This window comes from Campylobacter sp. CFSAN093224, assembly GCF_012897395.1.
In the GTDB taxonomy this organism is placed as follows: Bacteria; Campylobacterota; Campylobacteria; order Campylobacterales; family Campylobacteraceae; genus Campylobacter_D; species Campylobacter_D jejuni.
This window is the reverse complement of the sequence record NZ_CP040607.1, coordinates 1,507,722-1,524,736: the sequence shown is the minus strand read 5'-3', so window position 1 is coordinate 1,524,736 and position 17,015 is coordinate 1,507,722. Positions and strand designations below refer to the sequence as shown.

20 protein-coding genes are annotated in these 17,015 nt (G+C 32.1%); 2 read left to right on the top strand and 18 right to left on the bottom strand.

The features are described from left to right. Positions 1-5: 5 nt before the first annotated feature. From prfA to FBF11_RS07735, 6 genes are all read right to left on the bottom strand, one after another. Complete coding sequence (gene prfA / locus FBF11_RS07760; protein ID WP_057096999.1) at positions 6-1,073, bottom strand: peptide chain release factor 1; 1,068 nt, start codon at positions 1,071-1,073, stop codon at positions 6-8. Positions 1,074-1,091: 18 nt separating this feature from the next. Beyond that, positions 1,092-1,355 (bottom strand): 30S ribosomal protein S20, encoded by a 264-nt coding sequence (gene rpsT / locus FBF11_RS07755; protein WP_002851317.1) that lies wholly within the window; start codon positions 1,353-1,355, stop codon positions 1,092-1,094. Positions 1,356-1,433: 78 nt separating this feature from the next. Then, entirely contained in the window at positions 1,434-1,934 is a 501-nt protein-coding gene (locus FBF11_RS07750) for a phosphatidylglycerophosphatase A (protein WP_002851418.1), read from the bottom strand. A gap of 4 nt (positions 1,935-1,938) precedes the next feature. Next, positions 1,939-3,099 (bottom strand): sulfate adenylyltransferase, encoded by a 1,161-nt coding sequence (locus tag FBF11_RS07745; protein WP_002851486.1) that lies wholly within the window; start codon positions 3,097-3,099, stop codon positions 1,939-1,941. Then, the gene (locus FBF11_RS07740) at positions 3,077-3,964 is read right to left on the bottom strand and encodes a response regulator (protein WP_002851295.1); all 888 of its coding nucleotides are present in this window, start codon (positions 3,962-3,964) and stop codon (positions 3,077-3,079) included. Before FBF11_RS07740 ends, FBF11_RS07745 begins: the two co-directional genes overlap by 23 nt. After that, the gene (locus FBF11_RS07735; RefSeq protein WP_002851397.1) at positions 3,961-5,076 is read right to left on the bottom strand and encodes a bifunctional 2-C-methyl-D-erythritol 4-phosphate cytidylyltransferase/2-C-methyl-D-erythritol 2,4-cyclodiphosphate synthase; all 1,116 of its coding nucleotides are present in this window, start codon (positions 5,074-5,076) and stop codon (positions 3,961-3,963) included. The genes FBF11_RS07740 and FBF11_RS07735 overlap by 4 nt, the downstream gene beginning before the upstream one ends. A gap of 122 nt (positions 5,077-5,198) precedes the next feature. On the opposite strand from FBF11_RS07735, the gene FBF11_RS07730 reads away from it, so the two are divergent. Together FBF11_RS07730 and FBF11_RS07725 are read left to right on the top strand one after the other, a co-directional pair. Then, on the top strand, positions 5,199-6,305 hold the full coding sequence (locus FBF11_RS07730) for an Mrp/NBP35 family ATP-binding protein (RefSeq protein WP_002869767.1): 1,107 nt from the start codon (positions 5,199-5,201) through the stop codon (positions 6,303-6,305). A gap of 25 nt (positions 6,306-6,330) precedes the next feature. Then, positions 6,331-7,491: a 2,3,4,5-tetrahydropyridine-2,6-carboxylate N-succinyltransferase gene (locus tag FBF11_RS07725; protein ID WP_002851311.1), complete on the top strand. Its 1,161-nt coding sequence runs from the start codon at positions 6,331-6,333 to the stop codon at positions 7,489-7,491. A gap of 24 nt (positions 7,492-7,515) precedes the next feature. On the opposite strand, the gene hisIE is transcribed toward FBF11_RS07725, so the two are convergent. The 12 genes from hisIE to rpsK form a co-directional block, all read right to left on the bottom strand. Then, complete coding sequence (hisIE, locus tag FBF11_RS07720) at positions 7,516-8,139, bottom strand: bifunctional phosphoribosyl-AMP cyclohydrolase/phosphoribosyl-ATP diphosphatase HisIE (RefSeq protein ID WP_002851143.1); 624 nt, start codon at positions 8,137-8,139, stop codon at positions 7,516-7,518. A gap of 1 nt (position 8,140) precedes the next feature. Then, positions 8,141-8,908, bottom strand: coding sequence for an imidazole glycerol phosphate synthase subunit HisF (gene hisF, locus FBF11_RS07715; protein ID WP_002851492.1), 768 nt, complete (start codon positions 8,906-8,908; stop codon positions 8,141-8,143). Further along, positions 8,909-9,865 (bottom strand): COG2958 family protein, encoded by a 957-nt coding sequence (locus FBF11_RS07710; protein ID WP_002851346.1) that lies wholly within the window; start codon positions 9,863-9,865, stop codon positions 8,909-8,911. It abuts the gene before it with no gap. Continuing rightward, the gene (gene hisA, locus FBF11_RS07705) at positions 9,850-10,581 is read right to left on the bottom strand and encodes a 1-(5-phosphoribosyl)-5-[(5-phosphoribosylamino)methylideneamino]imidazole-4-carboxamide isomerase (RefSeq protein ID WP_002851391.1); all 732 of its coding nucleotides are present in this window, start codon (positions 10,579-10,581) and stop codon (positions 9,850-9,852) included. Before hisA ends, FBF11_RS07710 begins: the two co-directional genes overlap by 16 nt. Continuing rightward, positions 10,578-11,165, bottom strand: a complete 588-nt coding sequence (hisH, locus tag FBF11_RS07700) for an imidazole glycerol phosphate synthase subunit HisH (protein ID WP_002851270.1) — start codon at positions 11,163-11,165, stop codon at positions 10,578-10,580. The genes hisA and hisH overlap by 4 nt, the downstream gene beginning before the upstream one ends. Next, a complete protein-coding gene (gene hisB / locus FBF11_RS07695; RefSeq protein WP_168977485.1) occupies positions 11,162-12,220 on the bottom strand; it encodes a bifunctional histidinol-phosphatase/imidazoleglycerol-phosphate dehydratase HisB in 1,059 nt (352 codons plus the stop codon). Before hisB ends, hisH begins: the two co-directional genes overlap by 4 nt. Further along, positions 12,217-13,503: a histidinol dehydrogenase gene (hisD, locus tag FBF11_RS07690; RefSeq protein ID WP_002858444.1), complete on the bottom strand. Its 1,287-nt coding sequence runs from the start codon at positions 13,501-13,503 to the stop codon at positions 12,217-12,219. The genes hisB and hisD overlap by 4 nt, the downstream gene beginning before the upstream one ends. Before the next feature lie 7 nt (positions 13,504-13,510). Continuing rightward, a complete protein-coding gene (gene hisG, locus FBF11_RS07685) occupies positions 13,511-14,410 on the bottom strand; it encodes an ATP phosphoribosyltransferase (protein WP_002858407.1) in 900 nt (299 codons plus the stop codon). A gap of 172 nt (positions 14,411-14,582) precedes the next feature. Continuing rightward, positions 14,583-14,936, bottom strand: coding sequence for a 50S ribosomal protein L17 (gene rplQ, locus FBF11_RS07680; RefSeq protein ID WP_002851332.1), 354 nt, complete (start codon positions 14,934-14,936; stop codon positions 14,583-14,585). A 3-nt stretch (positions 14,937-14,939) separates the two neighbouring features. Beyond that, a complete protein-coding gene (locus FBF11_RS07675; RefSeq protein ID WP_002851403.1) occupies positions 14,940-15,953 on the bottom strand; it encodes a DNA-directed RNA polymerase subunit alpha in 1,014 nt (337 codons plus the stop codon). Positions 15,954-15,965: 12 nt separating this feature from the next. Next, the gene (gene rpsD / locus FBF11_RS07670; protein WP_002856574.1) at positions 15,966-16,592 is read right to left on the bottom strand and encodes a 30S ribosomal protein S4; all 627 of its coding nucleotides are present in this window, start codon (positions 16,590-16,592) and stop codon (positions 15,966-15,968) included. Positions 16,593-16,619: 27 nt separating this feature from the next. Further along, positions 16,620-17,012: a 30S ribosomal protein S11 gene (gene rpsK, locus FBF11_RS07665; RefSeq protein WP_002779544.1), complete on the bottom strand. Its 393-nt coding sequence runs from the start codon at positions 17,010-17,012 to the stop codon at positions 16,620-16,622. Positions 17,013-17,015 lie beyond the last annotated feature (3 nt).

The window sequence follows — 17,015 nt, the reverse complement described above, 5'->3', positions numbered from 1 at the left end:
AAATCTTATAAATTTTGTTCTTGTAAAGCTTGGGCTTGATGATGAGTGATTAAAGGTTCTATGATTTCATCAAAAAGCCCATCTTGCATAATGGCATCTAAGCGATATAAAGTAAGATTTATTCTATGATCGCTGATACGATTTTGTGGAAAATTGTAAGTGCGAATGCGTTCGCTTCTATCTCCGCTTCCTACTTGTGATTTTCTTGCTTCACTTTCTTTTGCTAGTCTTTCACTCTCTTGCATTTCATAAAGCCTTGCTTTTAGGACTTTCATCGCACTTTCTTTATTTTTGTGTTGGCTTTTTCCATCTTGATTGACTACAACTATACCTGTAGGGATATGAGTGATACGAACAGCTGAATCAGTAGTATTTACACTTTGTCCACCATGTCCTGAAGATCGCATAACATCAACTTTAAGATCGTTTGGATTGATTTCGATTTCTATATCATCAACTTCTGGCATTACTGCCACGGTGATAGCAGAAGTATGCACGCGTCCTTGGGATTCTGTTTGAGGAACTCTTTGAACACGGTGCGTTCCACCTTCATATTTAAGTCTTGAATAAGCCCCTGTTCCTTTAACAAGCATGATGATTTCTTTAAATCCACCTACGCTTCCTTCACTAGAGCTTACAATCTCAAGTTTATAGCCGCGATTTTCAGCATATCTTGCATAAGCTTTTACAAGATCTCCCACAAATAAAGATGCCTCATCGCCACCTGTGCCTGCACGAATTTCAAGAAAAATATTTCTTTCATCATTGGGATCTTTAGGAAGAAGTAAAATTTTAATCTCTTCTTCAAGTTTCGGTTTTGATTCTTCTAAAGTTTTTAGTTCTTCTTTTGCAAGTTCCCCAAGTTCTGGATCGTTTAGCAAAGCTTTATTTTCTTCTATATTGTCTAAAGTTTTTAAATACTCTTTAGCTTTTAAAACGATAGGTTCTAAATTTTTTTGTTCTTTAGAGAGTGTAGTCATTTTACTGATATCGTTGAGTATATCAGAACTGCTAAGAAGAGAATTTAACTCTTCAAAGCGTTTAAAAAAAGGATCTAGTTTGCTAGCTAACATTAAAAACTATATAGAAAATTATGCGATTTTATTTACTAAAAGGGCTAAGCGGCTTACACGGCGAGAAGCAGTTTGTTTTTTAATGAAACCGCGACTTACCATAGCATGAATGCTTTTATTAGCTACTTTTAAAGCTTCATTAGCAGCATTTTTATTTCCATTTGCTGCAGCTTCTCTTACGGCTTTAGTTATATTTTTAAGTCTTGTTCTATAGAATCTATTTCTTTCTGTTTTTTTAATAGTTTGTCTTGCTCTTTTTTCAGCAGATTTATGGTTTGCCATTTATATTTTCCTTTTTTGAAATTAAAGACTAAATTATATAAGAATAAAATTTAAAATTTAATTAATTTAAGCAAAATTTCAAAATAAATCTTTTAAATTTATATCCCAAAAAACTAAATTAAATTTAAGTAAAAATCCATAAATTACCGCACTTAAAAGTCCAGCAAACAATCCTGCTAACATATCATCAAGCATTACACCTAGTCCGCCTTTGACTTTTTTATCTATCTTACCAATAATAGAAGGTTTTGTAATGTCAAAGAGTCTGAATAAAACAAAAGCCAAAATAAAATTGACTATCGAGTTTTCAACACTTGCTGCAATAGCACAAGCAAGAAAAACTCCAGCAACCTCATCGATAACTATGTGTTTGTCATCGTGAATTCCTGTTTTTTTTTCATAATCATCTATAACACGAATACTTGCAACAAAAATTAAAATGCTTAGTAAAAACAAAGTATTAATCCCGAGATATTTAAGTATAAAAAAAGCAGGTATTAAAGCAGCGATAGTACCAAAAGTCCCACTTGCCTTTTTTACAGAACCTGAATAAAAAAAAGTTAAAAATAATTTTTGCATTTTATTACACCATATAAGACATTTGATGAATTTCTAAAAGTTTTTGATAAAATTCTTCATCATTTTTGTATTCTAAAATTCCATCAGTTGGAAAAAGCTCATTATAAATTTTTTGCATATTTTTTAATCTATTTGGAAAAAGAGAAGTTAAAATAACACTAGATACTTCCTTGCGTATGAAAATTGCTGGAGGAATGATACCCGCTCTTAGTAAATCTTTTAAAGACTGAGAATTATAGTGCAAATGGTGATGACAACCATGAGGGCAAGATCTTGTGCTAACAATCATGCGACATTGATCGCAAAATACAAATTCAGGCAAAACGATCACTTCTATGCCATAGTCCTTGGAAAAATCATCAAGTATGGTTTTTGGTTGGTTATCATCATAAAACATTCCAAGTCCTGTATGATTTTGTCCTACTACTAGTTTGGTACAACCTAGACTTTTTGCGATAATACTTTCTAAGCCAGGATTTAAATGAGCGTGAAAAATATTAATATTTTTTAATGGAAAAATGAAAATTCTATCCGGTGGAAGATAGTTTTGAATAAATTTTTTCAAATATGCTTCTTTAAGTTCGAATTCAAACCCATTTACATCAAAAGATTCTACAAGAAAAATTACAACTAAATCTGCTTTATCAATAGTCCAACGAAACATTCTTTCATGGGCACGATGCAAAGGATCAAAACTTGAAACTATAGCAGTAATTTTTTGTGCATTAAGATTGTTTTTGATTTGTTGAAAATTTTCTTTTATTTTTTCAATTTGAGAATTATAAATTTCTATTTTTCCACTTATGCAAGTTGTTCCCATGTCTTCTAAAGAGCAAGTGTTAGGACTGAAAATATCAGAAAAATTTTTATTATTTTTAAATTGGCTTTTAAAATCTATATGTCCTACTACTTTTTCATCTAGCATGAGATCGATTCTATCGCCAGATTTTATATCATTTAGTGCTTCTTCGGCATTTTTTGGTGCAAAGCTTAAGGGATAGGGAAAGCTTTCTCCTTTAAATTTTCCTGATTTAATGATTTCATTGACTTCTTTTTCATTCATTAAATGAGTGCAAGTGCCTAGCAAACCTTCTTTAATAAGTGATAAGATGCCAAATTCATTTTGATCTATGATAATGTTTTTATTTTTTCTTGCTGATTTCATATTTCTTCCTTTTTTCCCATAAAGATTTACGTGAAATGCCTAATTTTTTTGAAAGATCAGTATCAGGAAATATATTTTGGTAATTTATAATAACATATTTTACATACTCATCTATAGTTAAAATTTCATTGCTATTGATATTTTTTTCATTATCATTTAAATTAATGCAGTTTATTTTTAAATCATCTGTATTTGAATTGGTATGCAAAATAACATTTTTGTTTTGTATAAAATCTAGGAGTTTTTCCTTTTCTGCTGCTTTTAATGCTTGAAAATTACTCAAAAATAAAAGATTGTTTTCTGTGGGAAGTTTCATAACTTTTTCAACTGAATTTGTAGATGTTAAATCAATAAAAGAAAGAGTAATGTCACATTCATTTGCATAATTAAAAACAAAAGCATCAGCACTGCTTTGCTTGTTGGATTTTAATATCAATGGAAGTTTTAATTTTTTATAATTATACTCTGGAATTTTGATTGTTTCTAATCTTGATTTGATATAGCTTTGATAAGCTTTATTAAGGATTGAAAGTTTTCTAAAATCCTGATAATGCTTTATTTTTCTAATCAGCTCTTCTATCATAAAGGGTTTTTGAATATAATCACTAGCACCTAATTTCAAAGGATTTGAAACTGTATCTGTACTTATATAAGAAATAAGCAAAATAATAATACTATGTTTAAACTGACCTACGGCTTTTAGAAAATTATTAGTATTTGTAGAAAGCAGTATAATGTCATAGTATTTTTCACCATTGTATTCATCAAACGAGTTAATAATTTCACAGCTATATCCAGCATCACTTAGTTTAATGCTAATGCTTTGCGCTAGATAAATTTCATTTTCAATAATTAAAACTTTCATAATCTTGTCCAATCAAAATATTTTAAATTTACACTACTAAGCACCGCCATACCTTCTTTTCTTCCAATAAAACCCAATTTTTCCGTTGTTGTGGCTTTAACATTGATTCTAAATTCATCTAAATCTAAAGTATGAGCTATATTGCTTTGCATAGCTTGTTTAAAGTCTTTAAGTTTAGGGCTTTGTGCCATGACGCAAATGTCTATATTAATGAGTTCAAAACCTATTTCTCTGACTTTATCATAAGCTTGTTTTAAAAGCTCCATGGAGTTGGCATTTTTAAATTTCATATCAGTATCAGGATAAAGCTCTCCTATATCTCCAAGTCCTGCAGCACCTAAAATCGCATCGGTTAAAGAGTGAGCTAAAACATCTCCATCGCTGTGTGCTTTAAGCCCCATAGTAGGATGAATTTGCACTCCTGCTAAAAGCAAAGGGCGATTCTCTCCAAATTCATGCACATCAAAACCATTGCCAGTAAAAATTTCAAAGCTAGGTGTAGGCAAATCAAGTTTTTTAAGATCTTCTTTAAAGGTTAGTTTTCTTGCATTTTCTTCACCTTCAACAAACCAAATTTTTCCACCCATTGCAGCTATAGCTGTGCTATCATCTGTAAATTCTAGGTTTTGATCCAAGGCTTTTTTAAGCAATTTGGTTTTAGAAATTTGCGGGGTTTGAATGAGTTTGATTTTTTCTCTTTGCAAGGCTTCATTGTCAAAAAGTGTTGTATCTGCAACTTTTAAAGCAGGGGTAATACAATCTGCTTTATCTAAATTTTCAATCAAACGATCAAACAAATTTTTACTCACCAATACCCTTGCTACATCACTTACCATAACAAATTCGCTATCTATGAGCTCTAAGGCTTTTTTTAAGGATTCTGCTCTGGTATCACCACCTTCTATGAATTCATAGTTTTTGGTAAATTTTTTCATATAAGTGATATTACTAGAGGTAACAACTATTTTTTTAAAAGGATAAAAAGAGCTTAAATTTTTTGTTGCATAAAGCCAAAGAGGGTCATTTCCAAGTCGTAAAAATTGTTTTTTTACCTTTGTATTAAAACGAGTAGAATTTCCAGCTGCTAACATAATGAGGCTCATTTCACTCATTTTTTCATTCCTCTTTTTAATATTGTTGGTTTTTATAATGTTACCATATTATACACTTATAAAAAGCTAAATTTTATCATTTTATTAGTAAAATTGATTTTTTTAAAAGACAAGGAAAAAATATGAAAGAACAAATTTTAGAGAAATTAAAAACTGTAAAATATCCTGGTTTTGAAAAGGATATAGTGAGTTTTAACTTTGTAAAAGATATTAAAATTCAAGATGATGGTGTATTCATTGATATAGAAATCGTTTCAGCAAATCCTGAAGTAGCTAATGAAATTCGTAAAAATACTATTGAAGCTTTATCGAGTTTGGCTTTAAAAAATATTGAACTTAATATCATTACTCCAAAAATTCCTGAAGAAAAAAGTAATTCAAGAAGTGGAAAAAATATCGCTCCACAAGTAAAAAATTTCATCATGGTTTCAAGTGGAAAAGGTGGTGTGGGTAAATCTACAACTACAGTAAATTTAGCAATTTCCATGGCTAAAATGGGAAAAAGAGTAGGTATTTTAGACGCGGATATTTATGGGCCAAATATTCCAAGAATGCTAGGTGAAACCAAAACTCAGCCTGAAGTAGTAGGGCAGAGATTAAAGCCTATTTTAACTCATGGTGTTTATATGATGAGTATGGGGGTTTTGATCGAAGAGGGTCAAGGCCTTATGTGGCGTGGAGCTATGATCATGAAAGCAATTGAGCAACTTTTAGCTGATGTAATTTGGCCTGAGCTTGATGTATTGTTTTTGGATATGCCTCCAGGAACAGGCGATGCGCAAATTACTTCTGCACAAAGCATTCCTATTACTGCAGGAGTTTGTGTAAGTACGCCTCAAACCGTATCTTTAGACGATAGTAAAAGAGCTTTAGATATGTTTAATAAACTTCACATTCCTATAGCGGGTGTGATTGAAAATATGAGTGGATTTTTATGTCCTGATAACGGTAAAGAGTATGATATTTTTGGCAAAGGAACGGCTGAGGATATGGCAAAAGCCTATAAAAGTGAAGTCTTAGCACAAATTCCTATAGAAATGATAGTAAGAGAAGGTGGAGATGAAGGCAAGCCTGTGAGTTTTTATCACCCTGAAAGTGTGAGTTCAAAGCGTTATTTAATGGCGGCTGAAAAAATTTGGAGCTTTATAGAAAAAATTAACAATGAAGGTGGTGCGGATAATTCTGCTATACAACCTGTGATGAATGGAAAAAGTGCGTGTTCGCATTAAAAATTAAGTGGATAAGGAAAAGAAAATGATTAATACTAAAGAAGATTTTTTACTTTTAATCAAACAAATCGAGCAAAAAAGTGGCTATAAAAAACCTAAAGCTTTTGGTATAGCAAGGCTTGATAGAGGACAGTTAAATAAAAATAAAATCTTACAAGCAAGTTTTGCTTTGATTAACTATGAGCAAAATTTTGGCTCAGCGGCAATCATGCTTGAAGCTTTTATGCAAAGGGGCGTGGAGATTGATTTTAATGCGAGTGAGTTTGTGCAAACTTTGAAATTAGAAGATATTGATTTTGCACTTTCTTGTTTTAAACCTTTTTTAGAAGAAGATGGGCATCAAAATATTGATTTATTAAAGATTATCAAAGATAAATTTAAAGACGATGAATTTTCTTTTGTTTGTCTTTTTGAAGATAAAGAACCTTTAAGTGTAGAAAGTATTTATCTAAAACTTTATTTGCTTTCTACTAAAAAAGTACCTTTAAGAAGTATCAATTTAAATGGAGCTTTTGGACTTTTAAGCAATGTAGCTTGGAGTGATGATAAGCCTATCGAGCTTGAGTATTTAAGAGCAAATGAAATGCGTTTAAAAATGAGCAATCAATATCCAAAAATCGATTTTGTTGATAAATTCCCAAGATTTTTAGCACATATTATCCCTGAGGATAATACAAGAATTTTAGAAAGTTCTAAAGTAAGAATGGGTGCGTCTTTAGCAGCAGGAACAACCATCATGCCAGGGGCAAGTTATGTGAATTTTAATGCAGGTACAACAGGAGCTTGTATGGTTGAAGGGCGTATTAGTTCAAGTGCTATAGTAGGAGAAGGTTCTGATGTAGGTGGCGGAGCTTCGATTTTAGGTGTTTTAAGTGGAACAAGTGGCAATGCTATAAGCGTAGGCAAGGCTTGTCTTTTAGGGGCTAATTCAGTGACAGGAATTCCTTTAGGGGATAATTGTATAGTTGATGCAGGTATTGCAGTGCTAGAAGGAACGAAATTTTTACTCAAAGATGCCGAAGAACTTGCTAAACTTAATCCTTATTTTAATTTTGATAAAGAAATTTACAAAGGCTTAGAGCTTAAAGGTTTAAATGGGCTACATTTCCGTCAAGATTCTATAAGTGGTGCTATGATAGTAGCTTTAAATAAAAAAGCAGTCAAACTTAATGAAGCCTTGCATTGATATAAATTTATTTTACATAAAGCTTTAAGCTTTATGTCTTTCTTTTAATTTTGAAATCACATCTGAGAAACTAAGATTTGCATCTGCAAGTAAAACACTTAAATGATACATTAAATCCGCTGCTTCACAAATAAGCTCTTCTTTATCTTTTACTGTCGCTGCTAAAGCTGTTTCTACGCCTTCTTCACCAACTTTTTGTGCGATGCGTTTTGTACCACTTTTGAAAAGTTTTGCTGTATAAGAAGTATTTTCATCGGCATTTTTGCGTGCATTAATAAGTTTTTCAAGTCTGGCTAGAAAAACAAAATCTGCATTTTTAGAAATTTTTTCAAAACAAGAAATATCGCCCGTATGACAAGTAGGCCCTACAGGATTTGCTAAAATTAAAAGCGTGTCATTATCACAATCTAAGCTTAAATCTATGATATTTAAGAAATTTCCACTTTCTTCACCCTTCATCCAAAGACGCTGTTTTGTGCGTGAAAAAAAGACTACTTTGCCACTTTCTAAGCTTTTTTCTAAGGCTTCATTATTCATAAAGCCTAGCATTAAAACTTCGCAAGTTTTTGCATCTTGGATGATGACAGGTAAAAGATTATCCACTTTTTGCCAAGCGATTTTTTCATTAAGTTCTTTGAAATTTTGCATATTATATCCTTATACTTAAGCCTTGATTTTTAAGATAAATTTTTAATTCTTTAATGTCTATAAGTTTTTGATGAAAAACAGAAGCAGCTAAAGCCCCATCTATACCTAGTTTAAAAGCTTCTAAAAAATGTTCCATTTTTCCCGCTCCCCCACTTGCGATTAAAGGTACTTTACAAATTTTATATACAGCTTCTAATTGTTCTAAATCATAGCCATTTTTAACACCATCTTGATTCATCATATTTAAAACAATTTCGCCTGCACCTAGATCTTGCACTTTTTTAACCCATTCTAAAGTGCTTTTTCCACTATGTTTACTTGTTTTTTCATCCCCTGTGTATTGAAATACTTTTAAATTTCCATTTTCATCTTTAAAACTATCAATCCCTACTACTACGCATTGCACGCCAAAGCTTTTAGCAAGGCGTGTGATTAGGCTTGGATCATTTAAAGCAGGAGAATTGATAGAAATTTTATCTGCCCCATTAGCCAAAAGTTCAGCTGCATCTTCTTCGCTTTTAATACCCCCTGCAACACAAAAAGAAATATTGATATTTTTTGCTACTTCACTTACCCATTCTCTTGATATGCGTTCTTTTCTAGCACTTGCAGCAATATCATAAAAAACAAGCTCATCAATACCATTTTGAGAATAATACCTAGCAAGCTCTATGATATCTCCCATATCTTTATGGTTTTTAAATTGTGTTCCTTTTACTACTCTGCCATCTTTGACATCTAAACATGCAATTATGCGTTTTGTAAGCATTTATTTCTCCAAAATACATTTTTCTTTAAGATATTTTTCCATTTCTTCATCGCTTTTAATTTCATCAAAATTAGCTTGAATTTTTGCTTCTTTGCCCACTTTAATTTGTTTGTTTATATCATCAATAAATTCTTTAAAATTTGGATTTTTATTGATCAGCATATTTAGTGTTTGAATATCAAGTTCTTTTTCTTTTGCACTAATTAAAATTTGAGAATTTGAAATATCTTTTTCAAGTTTTATCACTCCTATGCCAAAACTTTGATTTAAGCGTCTTAACTCACTTAAAACTTCGCTATCAATTTCTTGTAAAACAACCAAATAGCCTTCATTTGCCCAGCTAGAATTGCTTACAGCTTGAAAATAGCATTCTTTTAAATTTGAAAAATTTAAAGCAATTTTAAGTTCAAAAGAAAAAAGCTTATAACTATTTTGTTTGATATTTTCTAAAAGTGTTATGGTCTCTTTTTCATAATCATCATAAGGAAAATAAACCCCTACAATATCAGGATAATTCCACTTATCTTCCCCACCTTTACCCTTTTTGCTTTGTTCATGGTAAATTGTTTTGCAATTTAAATTAAAATCTAAATTTTCATATAAAAATTTTACAAGCAAGGGGTGTAAATCTCTTTCATGAAATTTATTTTTTTCTTGTTTTTCGTTAGTAATTTCATTTTTATTATCAAGCTTTAAAAGTTCATTTTCTCTTTCTTTTAGCCAAAAAGTTGTAGGTTTTTGGGAAGCTTTGATAAACAAAGAATTGTGTTGCAATTCTTTTATATCAACATATATCCTAGCCCCTAAAGTAGCAATTGGAGTTTGTCCTATGCTAGAAAGCTTTTTATCTAAGCCTTGTTCAAGAGCTTTTTGCCAAATTTCATTAACACTTAAAGGTCTGTCACTTTGTTTTAAAATTTCTAAAGTAAGTTCTTTGTAGCTTAATTTGCTAGACATCTTATCCCTTCTTCTACGCTAAAAACTCCGTCTAATAAAGCTTTTCCTACGATAACCCCACTACAAATTCCTTTTAAGTTTTCAAGGTCTTTTAAGCTCGCTACTCCACCACTTGCCTGAATGCAAATATTAGGAAAAATTTCATGGATAAGTTTGTAAAGTCTTACATTTACTCCTTGCATGGTACCATCTTTTGAAATATCTGTGCAAAGTATGTGTTTTAAGCCTTTATTGCTATAAAAATCTAAAACTTCCATAAGCTTTTTATCGCTTGCTTCTTGCCAAGCATTTACAGCCACAACATAATCTTCTTTTAAAATCGTATCTAAGGCTAAAACTATAGCTTCACTACCAAATTCTTTTAAAATTTCAAGACATAAAGTCGCATCTTTAATTGCCATAGATCCTATAACTACTCTTTTTACTCCACAATCAAGCAAAGCTTTAACTTCTTCTTTAGAGCGTATACCTCCACCTACTTGCAAATTGACACTGACTTCTTTGGCTAATTTTTCTATCAAAGCAAATTGTCTTTTGCTAGGATCTTTTGCACCTGTAAGATCTACAAGATGAAGTTCTTTCGCTCCTGCTTTTTCGTATTCTTTAAATTTCTTTAAGGGATTGTATTTATATACTTTTTTTTGTTCGTAATCCCCTTTTACAAGACGCACCACTTCGCCATCTATAAGATCGAGTGCGGGTATGATTTGAGTCATCCTATATCCTTAATAAAATTTGAAATTAAAATTTCCCCAGCCTCGCTACTTCTTTCAGGGTGAAATTGCACTCCGTAAAAATTATCTTTCATTACGCTTGCGCTAAATTTTTGCGAATACTCACAATCTGCTATAGTGTATTTCCCAAGTCCTACACAATAACTATGCACAAAATAAAAATAAGCCCCTTCTAAGCCTTTAAACAAAGCATGAGAGCTATAAACTTCATTCCATCCCATATGTGGAAAAGTAAAGCCTTCTTTAGCTTTAAATTTTTGAGTTGTAAAATCTATGAGTTTTAAGGTTTCTTGATTTAATTCTTCAGAAAAATTTCCTAAAATTTGCATACCTAAACAAATACCAAGCAAAGGTTTTTTGGTATTTTGAATAAAATCAATAAGATTAAATTGTTCTAAATTTTTCATTGCTTCTTTTGCGGTACCCACTCCAGGTAAAAAAAGCTTATCCGCACTTTCAAGCTCTTTTAAATCCCTACTGATAGTTGCATTAAAACCTAATCTATCTAGACAAAATTTCAAAGATGCTAAATTCGCACAGGCTGTATCGATGATGATGATTTTCATATCACTCCTTTAGAGCTGGCTAAATTTTCACTTTCTATTTTTACTGCCATTTTCAAAGCTTTTGCAAAGGCTTTAAAAAGCCCTTCGGCTTTATGATGATCGTTTTTGCCTTTAACTTTTAAATGCAAACTCACGCCCATAGCATAGCTTAAAGAATAAAAAAAGTGCTCGATCATTTCTGTGCTTAAAGCCCCTAAATGAGATTTTTTAAATTTGGCTTTATAGACTAAATGGGGACGATTGCAAAAATCCATTGCACAACTTGCCAAACACTCATCCATAGGTAAAGCAAAACCATATCTTGCAATGCCGATTTTATCCCCTAAAGCTTTTTTGATACAAGTTCCAAGTGCTAAGGCTACATCTTCAACGCTATGATGCTCATCGATTTCCAAATCTCCTTTACAAGAAATTTCAAGCCCTATACCTCCATGTACAGCGATTTGCTCTAACATGTGATCAAAAAAATCAATATCTGTTTTAATGCTAACCTTACCCCCATTTAAGCATACCTTTACTTTTATATCTGTTTCTTTAGTAGTTCTTTGATAATTCGCGCTTCTAAAAGAACTTAAAATTTCATTTTCTATTTCTTTCCAAGAAAGTTCGCCGTATTTTAAACCACGCACGCCTAAATTTGAAGCCAAGATCATATCACTCTCACGATCTCCTATAACAAAACTTTGTTCCTTATCATAAAGTTCGTGTTTGATATACTCTTCTAACATAGCGGTTTTAGGTTTTCTGCAAGCACAATTTTCATTTTCAAAATGCGGACAAATAAAAATATCTTGAAATTCTATACCGCAACTTTTTAAAATATCAAGCATTTTTTCATGAGCGATTTCAAAATTTTCCTTTGGAAAACTTGGTGTTCCAAGACCGTCTTGATTGCTTACCATAACAAATTTAAATCCAAATTTTTTTAGTTTTAAAAGAGTGGGAATAGCATCTTTTTCAAAACGCAATTTTTCAAGAGTATCGATTTGAAAATCGCTTTTTGGCTCCTCTATTAAAGTGCCATCTCTATCTATAAAAAGGATTTTTTGACTCATTTTAAGCTTTCTAAACGAAAAGTTACTGCATTTTTGTGCGCGTCTAAATGCTCATTTTGTGCTAAAATTTCAACACTTTTACCTAAAGCTAAAAAACCTTCTTTACTTAACTCTTGAACGGTCATTCTTTTACTAAAATCTGCCAAACCTAAACTAGAATGCGTTTTAGTAAGTCCATAAGTAGGTAAAACATGATTTGTCCCACTTGCATAATCACCCATAGACTCTGGGGAATAAGCTCCTAAAAATACTGATCCTGCGTGTTTTACACCTTTTAAAAGTTCTCGTGGATTTTGAGTTTGTATGATCAAATGTTCAGGGGCGTAAAGATTTGAAATTTCTAAGGCTTGATTTAAATCTTTAGCTATGATAATGCGTGAATTAGCAATGCTTTTGCTTGCAAGTTCTTTGCGAGGCAAAAGTTCTAATTGACTTTGGACTTCATCACTTGCTTTTTTAGCAAAATCTTGACTTAAACACACTAAAATCACTTGAGAATCTGCACCATGTTCAGCTTGTGAAAGCAAATCACTAGCTACAAATTTTTCATTAGCTAAATCATCAGCTATGACTAAAACTTCACTAGGTCCTGCTTGCATATCAATAGCTGCTCCGTTTATATCACTACTTACTTGGCGTTTTGCTTCGGTTACAAAGGCATTTCCTGGGCCAAAAATTTTATCCACCTTTAAAACACTTTGGGTACCGTAAGTCAAAGCTGCTATAGCTCCTGCACCGCCCATTTGATAAATTTCATCCACGCCACAAAGCTTAGCACAAAAAAGCACAGCATCATTGATTTTTGCAGGACTTGCTAAAACGATTTTTTCACAACCTGCAATTTTTGCAGGAATAGCTAGCATTAAAACCGTTGAAAACAAAGGTGCCAAACCCCCTGGTATGTAAAGTCCTACTTTTTCTATAGGGCGTGTTAAAACTTCACATTTAACGCCTTTTGTAGTTTCAAGAGCGATTTCATGTGGGATTTGGGCTTCGTGAAATTTTTTGATATTTTCATAAGCCACTAAAATAGCTTCTTGTAAATCTTTATCTAAACGATTGCTTGCTTGAGTGATTTCTTCTTGAGTGATTTTAATCTTTGAAATTTCAGCCTTATCAAATTTCAAAGCTTGTTCTATCAAAGCTTTATCGCCTTTTTCTTGCACTTCTTTAATGATAGAACTTACTATTTTTGAAATTTCATCTTTCGCACTTATAGCAGGGCGTTTTAACGCTTCTTCTTTTTGTTTTTCATCCAAATTATCATATACTAAAATTTGCATTTTTTACTCACTTTAACATTTTTTCTATAGGCAGAACTAAAATCGAACTCGCACCTTCTTCTTTTAAAGCCTCCATGGTTTCCCAAAAAAGATTTTCTTTACTTACCATATGTAAAGCTACATTTTTTTCATCGTGTGCTAAAGGTAAGATAGTCGGTCTTTCAACTCCTGGAAGTAGGGCTTGAATTTTATCAAGCTTTTCTTTTGGAGCATGAAGCATAATGTATTTAGATTCTCTTGCTTGCATTACTCCTGCTACACGCAACATAATTTTATCCACTAAGGCTTGTTTTTCTTTACTTAAAGCATTTTCTTTTTGAATCAAACAAGCACGAGATTCATAAATGACTTTAACTTCTTTAAGATTGTTTGCTTGTAAAGTTGCCCCGCTTGAAACAAGATCGCAAATCGCATCGGCTAAATTTGCCCTAGGGGCTACTTCAACAGAACCTGTAAGCGTACAATTTTTATAATTAATCCCATTTTCTTTCATAAAACGCTTTAAAAGTTGTGGATAAGAAGTAGCTATCCTTAAGCCTTCAAAATCTTTCAAATTTTGAAATTTATTTTCTTGAGGTAAGGCAAGAGAAAGACGGCAATATCCAAAATCTAGCTTTTTTAAAAGCTTATAGCTTGGATTTTCTCCTAAAGACTGGCGTTCAAGTTCATTTTCTTCTAAAACATTTTCCCCTATAATGCCTAAATCTACAACCCCATCAAAAATAAGCCCAGGGATATCATCATCTCTAACGCGTAAAATATCTATGGGTAAATTTGTAGAAAAAGCGATCAAGCTTTGTTCATGGATATGCATTTTAACACCACATTCTGAAAGAAGCTCTATGGATTCTTTTGAAAGTCTACCTGATTTTTGTATCGCAATGCGTAAACGAGTGTTTTCTTGCATAACATATCCTTGAAATTAAAAATTAAAAACTTATATTAGCATAAGTAGTTGAATTTTTAGCAAGGGTTTTAGAAAATAAATAAATTTAATTTTATTTAAAATAATTATTTAAAACTTTTTATTTTTAGGATATTTAATTGAAGTATTAATCCTAGCAAAAGCTAGGATTTGATTAAGCTACAAATTCGATGAAAGCCATTTCAGCGGCATCACCACGGCGAATTCTTGTTTTGATGATTCTTGTATATCCGCCATTGCGATCTTTGAATTTTGGAGCAATTTCAGTTACTAGTTTATTGGTAGCGTTTTTATCTTGTAATGAAGCAAAAACTGCTCTATGAGCGTTAAAATCTCCAAGTCTTGCTCTAGTAATCAATCTTTCTACATAACCTCTTAATTCTTTAGCTTTTGGTAGAGTGGTTTCGATTTTTCCGCTATTTACTAAAGCTATAGTTAAATTTTTTAATAAGGCAGCACGATGAGATGAAGTTCTGCCAAGTTTTCTATATCCATGTTTATGTCTCATTCTTTATCCTTCGTTTTGTGCTTTTAATTCTGCGATTTTATTTTTAAGTATTTCTTTATTATCGCTAAGCTTAGAAGTTCCCACAGGAAAACCTATGCTTTCCATGATGTTTTTAATTTCATCAAGAGATTTTTTACCTAAATTTTTAAGCCCTGCAAGTTCACTTACACTCATCAAAGCAAGCTCGCCTATGTAAACCACTCCTGCTTTTTCAAGACAATTATAACTTCTAGCACTTAAATTTAAATCTGTAATGTTTTGCAATAATTTAGTATTTTCTAGTTCATTGCTTGTTGCTTGATTTTTAATTACACTTCTAACATTGGTAATTTTATCAAATACTGATAATTGTTTATACATAGCTTCTAGAGCATTTTGAAAAGCTTCATTTGGAGTGATTTGTCCATCAGTTGTTACGGTTAAAACTACTTTTTCATAATCAGGATTATCTTCAAATAAAACTTTTTCAATATCATAGGTTGCTTCTCTTACAGGTGTAAAGAAAGCATCTAAAGCTATAAATTTAGGATCATTTATAAGCTCTTTAATTTCTTCGCTTGGTACATAGCCAATACCTTTTTCAACGATCAATGTGAATTTGAGTTCAGCATCTTCGTTGATTGTTGCTAGATAGGCGTCTTTATTTACTACTTCTACTTGATCATTATTTAGATCTTTGCCGTAAATTTCTTTTGAGCCTTTAAAGCTAAATTCTACTATTTCTTTATTTGAGTCGCCTTTAATTTTAAAGCGTAGTTTTTTTAGATTAATGATAAAAAGTGCTACATCTTCAAGCATACCACGCATGCTATCAAATTCATGAGCTACGCCATCAATATGAATCGCAGTTGGAGCATATCCTATGGTGCTAGTGTAAAGTAAACGGCGTAAAGGATGGGCTAGGGTGATTCCATAGCCGATCTCAAAAGGCCAAGCACTGATTTTAGCCACAGTATCACTAATGTTTTCTATTGTAAATTCTGTTGGCGTATAAGCAGATGTTGTAATATTTCTCATATTTAGCCCCTATTATTTAGAGTAAAGCTCAACGATAAATCTTTCCTCAACCGGAATGACAACTTCTTCTCTTTCAGGTTTTCTTGTGAAAATTCCAAATCTCTTATCTTTTTCAACATCAACCCAAGCAACGATTCCAGTTTGTGCTGTAAGTTCGATAGCTCTTGTAATTTGAGGATTGTTTTTGCTTTTTTCGATAATTTCGATTTTAGCACCTGCTTCTACTCTAAAGCTAGGAATATCCACTCTTTTACCATTTACTAAAACATGTCCATGTGTTACAAGTTGTCTTGCAAAACGACGTGTTGTAGCAAAACCCATTCTATATACTACATTGTCTAATCTTTGTTCTAAAAGTTGGATAAGTAATACCCCTGTATTTCCTTCTCTTCTTGCTGCTTCAGCAAATAAACGACGGAATTGCTTTTCGCTTACTCCATACATAAATTTAGCTTTTTGTTTTTCTCTTAATTGAAGTCCATACTCACTAATTTTACCTTTTCTTGCTCCGTGTTGTCCTGGTGCATAAGGGCGTTTATCTAGTGCACTTTTGCCAGCTAGTCTTCTTTCTCCTTTTAATGCTAAGCTAACACCAAAGCGTCTTTCTAATTTTTCTACTGGTCCTCTATATCTTGCCATAATATTCTCCTAAATTTTTCTTATATCTTAGACACGACGACGCTTAGGCGGTCTGCAACCATTGTGAGCTAATGGAGTGATATCTTTTAAGAAAGTTACTTTGATTCCTTCCATAGCACCTACACTCTTAACAGCAGTTTCTCTACCGCTTCCTGGTCCTTGTACTTTAATGCCTACTTCTTTAATTCCGTGTTCTTTTGCTTTATTTAAAGCGTCTTCTACTGCTTGTTGTGCTGCATAAGGAGTTGATTTTTTAGAACCTTTAAATCCTAAACCACCTGCACTACTCCAAGCGATAGCATTTCCCATTTCATCAGTTACTGTAACCATAGTATTGTTAAAAGTCGCACTGATATAAACAATACCTTTTGCTATATTTTTTTTAACTACTTTTTTCTTTACGATTTTTCTTTTTGCCATGAT

Excerpts from the sequence above, each read along its gene's own strand:
- prfA (WP_057096999.1), bottom strand. The coding sequence starts at position 1,073 with ATGTTAGCTAGCAAACTAGATCCTTTTTTTAAACGCTTTGAAGAGTTA.
- rpsT (WP_002851317.1), bottom strand. The coding sequence starts at position 1,355 with ATGGCAAACCATAAATCTGCTGAAAAAAGAGCAAGACAAACTATTAAA.
- FBF11_RS07750 (WP_002851418.1), bottom strand. The coding sequence starts at position 1,934 with ATGCAAAAATTATTTTTAACTTTTTTTTATTCAGGTTCTGTAAAAAAG.
- FBF11_RS07745 (WP_002851486.1), bottom strand. The coding sequence starts at position 3,099 with ATGAAATCAGCAAGAAAAAATAAAAACATTATCATAGATCAAAATGAA.
- FBF11_RS07740 (WP_002851295.1), bottom strand. The coding sequence starts at position 3,964 with ATGAAAGTTTTAATTATTGAAAATGAAATTTATCTAGCGCAAAGCATT.
- FBF11_RS07735 (WP_002851397.1), bottom strand. The coding sequence starts at position 5,076 with ATGAGTGAAATGAGCCTCATTATGTTAGCAGCTGGAAATTCTACTCGT.
- FBF11_RS07730 (WP_002869767.1), top strand. The coding sequence starts at position 5,199 with ATGAAAGAACAAATTTTAGAGAAATTAAAAACTGTAAAATATCCTGGT.
- FBF11_RS07725 (WP_002851311.1), top strand. The coding sequence starts at position 6,331 with ATGATTAATACTAAAGAAGATTTTTTACTTTTAATCAAACAAATCGAG.
- hisIE (WP_002851143.1), bottom strand. The coding sequence starts at position 8,139 with ATGCAAAATTTCAAAGAACTTAATGAAAAAATCGCTTGGCAAAAAGTG.
- hisF (WP_002851492.1), bottom strand. The coding sequence starts at position 8,908 with ATGCTTACAAAACGCATAATTGCATGTTTAGATGTCAAAGATGGCAGA.
- FBF11_RS07710 (WP_002851346.1), bottom strand. The coding sequence starts at position 9,865 with ATGTCTAGCAAATTAAGCTACAAAGAACTTACTTTAGAAATTTTAAAA.
- hisA (WP_002851391.1), bottom strand. The coding sequence starts at position 10,581 with ATGACTCAAATCATACCCGCACTCGATCTTATAGATGGCGAAGTGGTG.
- hisH (WP_002851270.1), bottom strand. The coding sequence starts at position 11,165 with ATGAAAATCATCATCATCGATACAGCCTGTGCGAATTTAGCATCTTTG.
- hisB (WP_168977485.1), bottom strand. The coding sequence starts at position 12,220 with ATGAGTCAAAAAATCCTTTTTATAGATAGAGATGGCACTTTAATAGAG.
- hisD (WP_002858444.1), bottom strand. The coding sequence starts at position 13,503 with ATGCAAATTTTAGTATATGATAATTTGGATGAAAAACAAAAAGAAGAA.
- hisG (WP_002858407.1), bottom strand. The coding sequence starts at position 14,410 with ATGCAAGAAAACACTCGTTTACGCATTGCGATACAAAAATCAGGTAGA.
- rplQ (WP_002851332.1), bottom strand. The coding sequence starts at position 14,936 with ATGAGACATAAACATGGATATAGAAAACTTGGCAGAACTTCATCTCAT.
- FBF11_RS07675 (WP_002851403.1), bottom strand. The coding sequence starts at position 15,953 with ATGAGAAATATTACAACATCTGCTTATACGCCAACAGAATTTACAATA.
- rpsD (WP_002856574.1), bottom strand. The coding sequence starts at position 16,592 with ATGGCAAGATATAGAGGACCAGTAGAAAAATTAGAAAGACGCTTTGGT.
- rpsK (WP_002779544.1), bottom strand. The coding sequence starts at position 17,012 with ATGGCAAAAAGAAAAATCGTAAAGAAAAAAGTAGTTAAAAAAAATATA.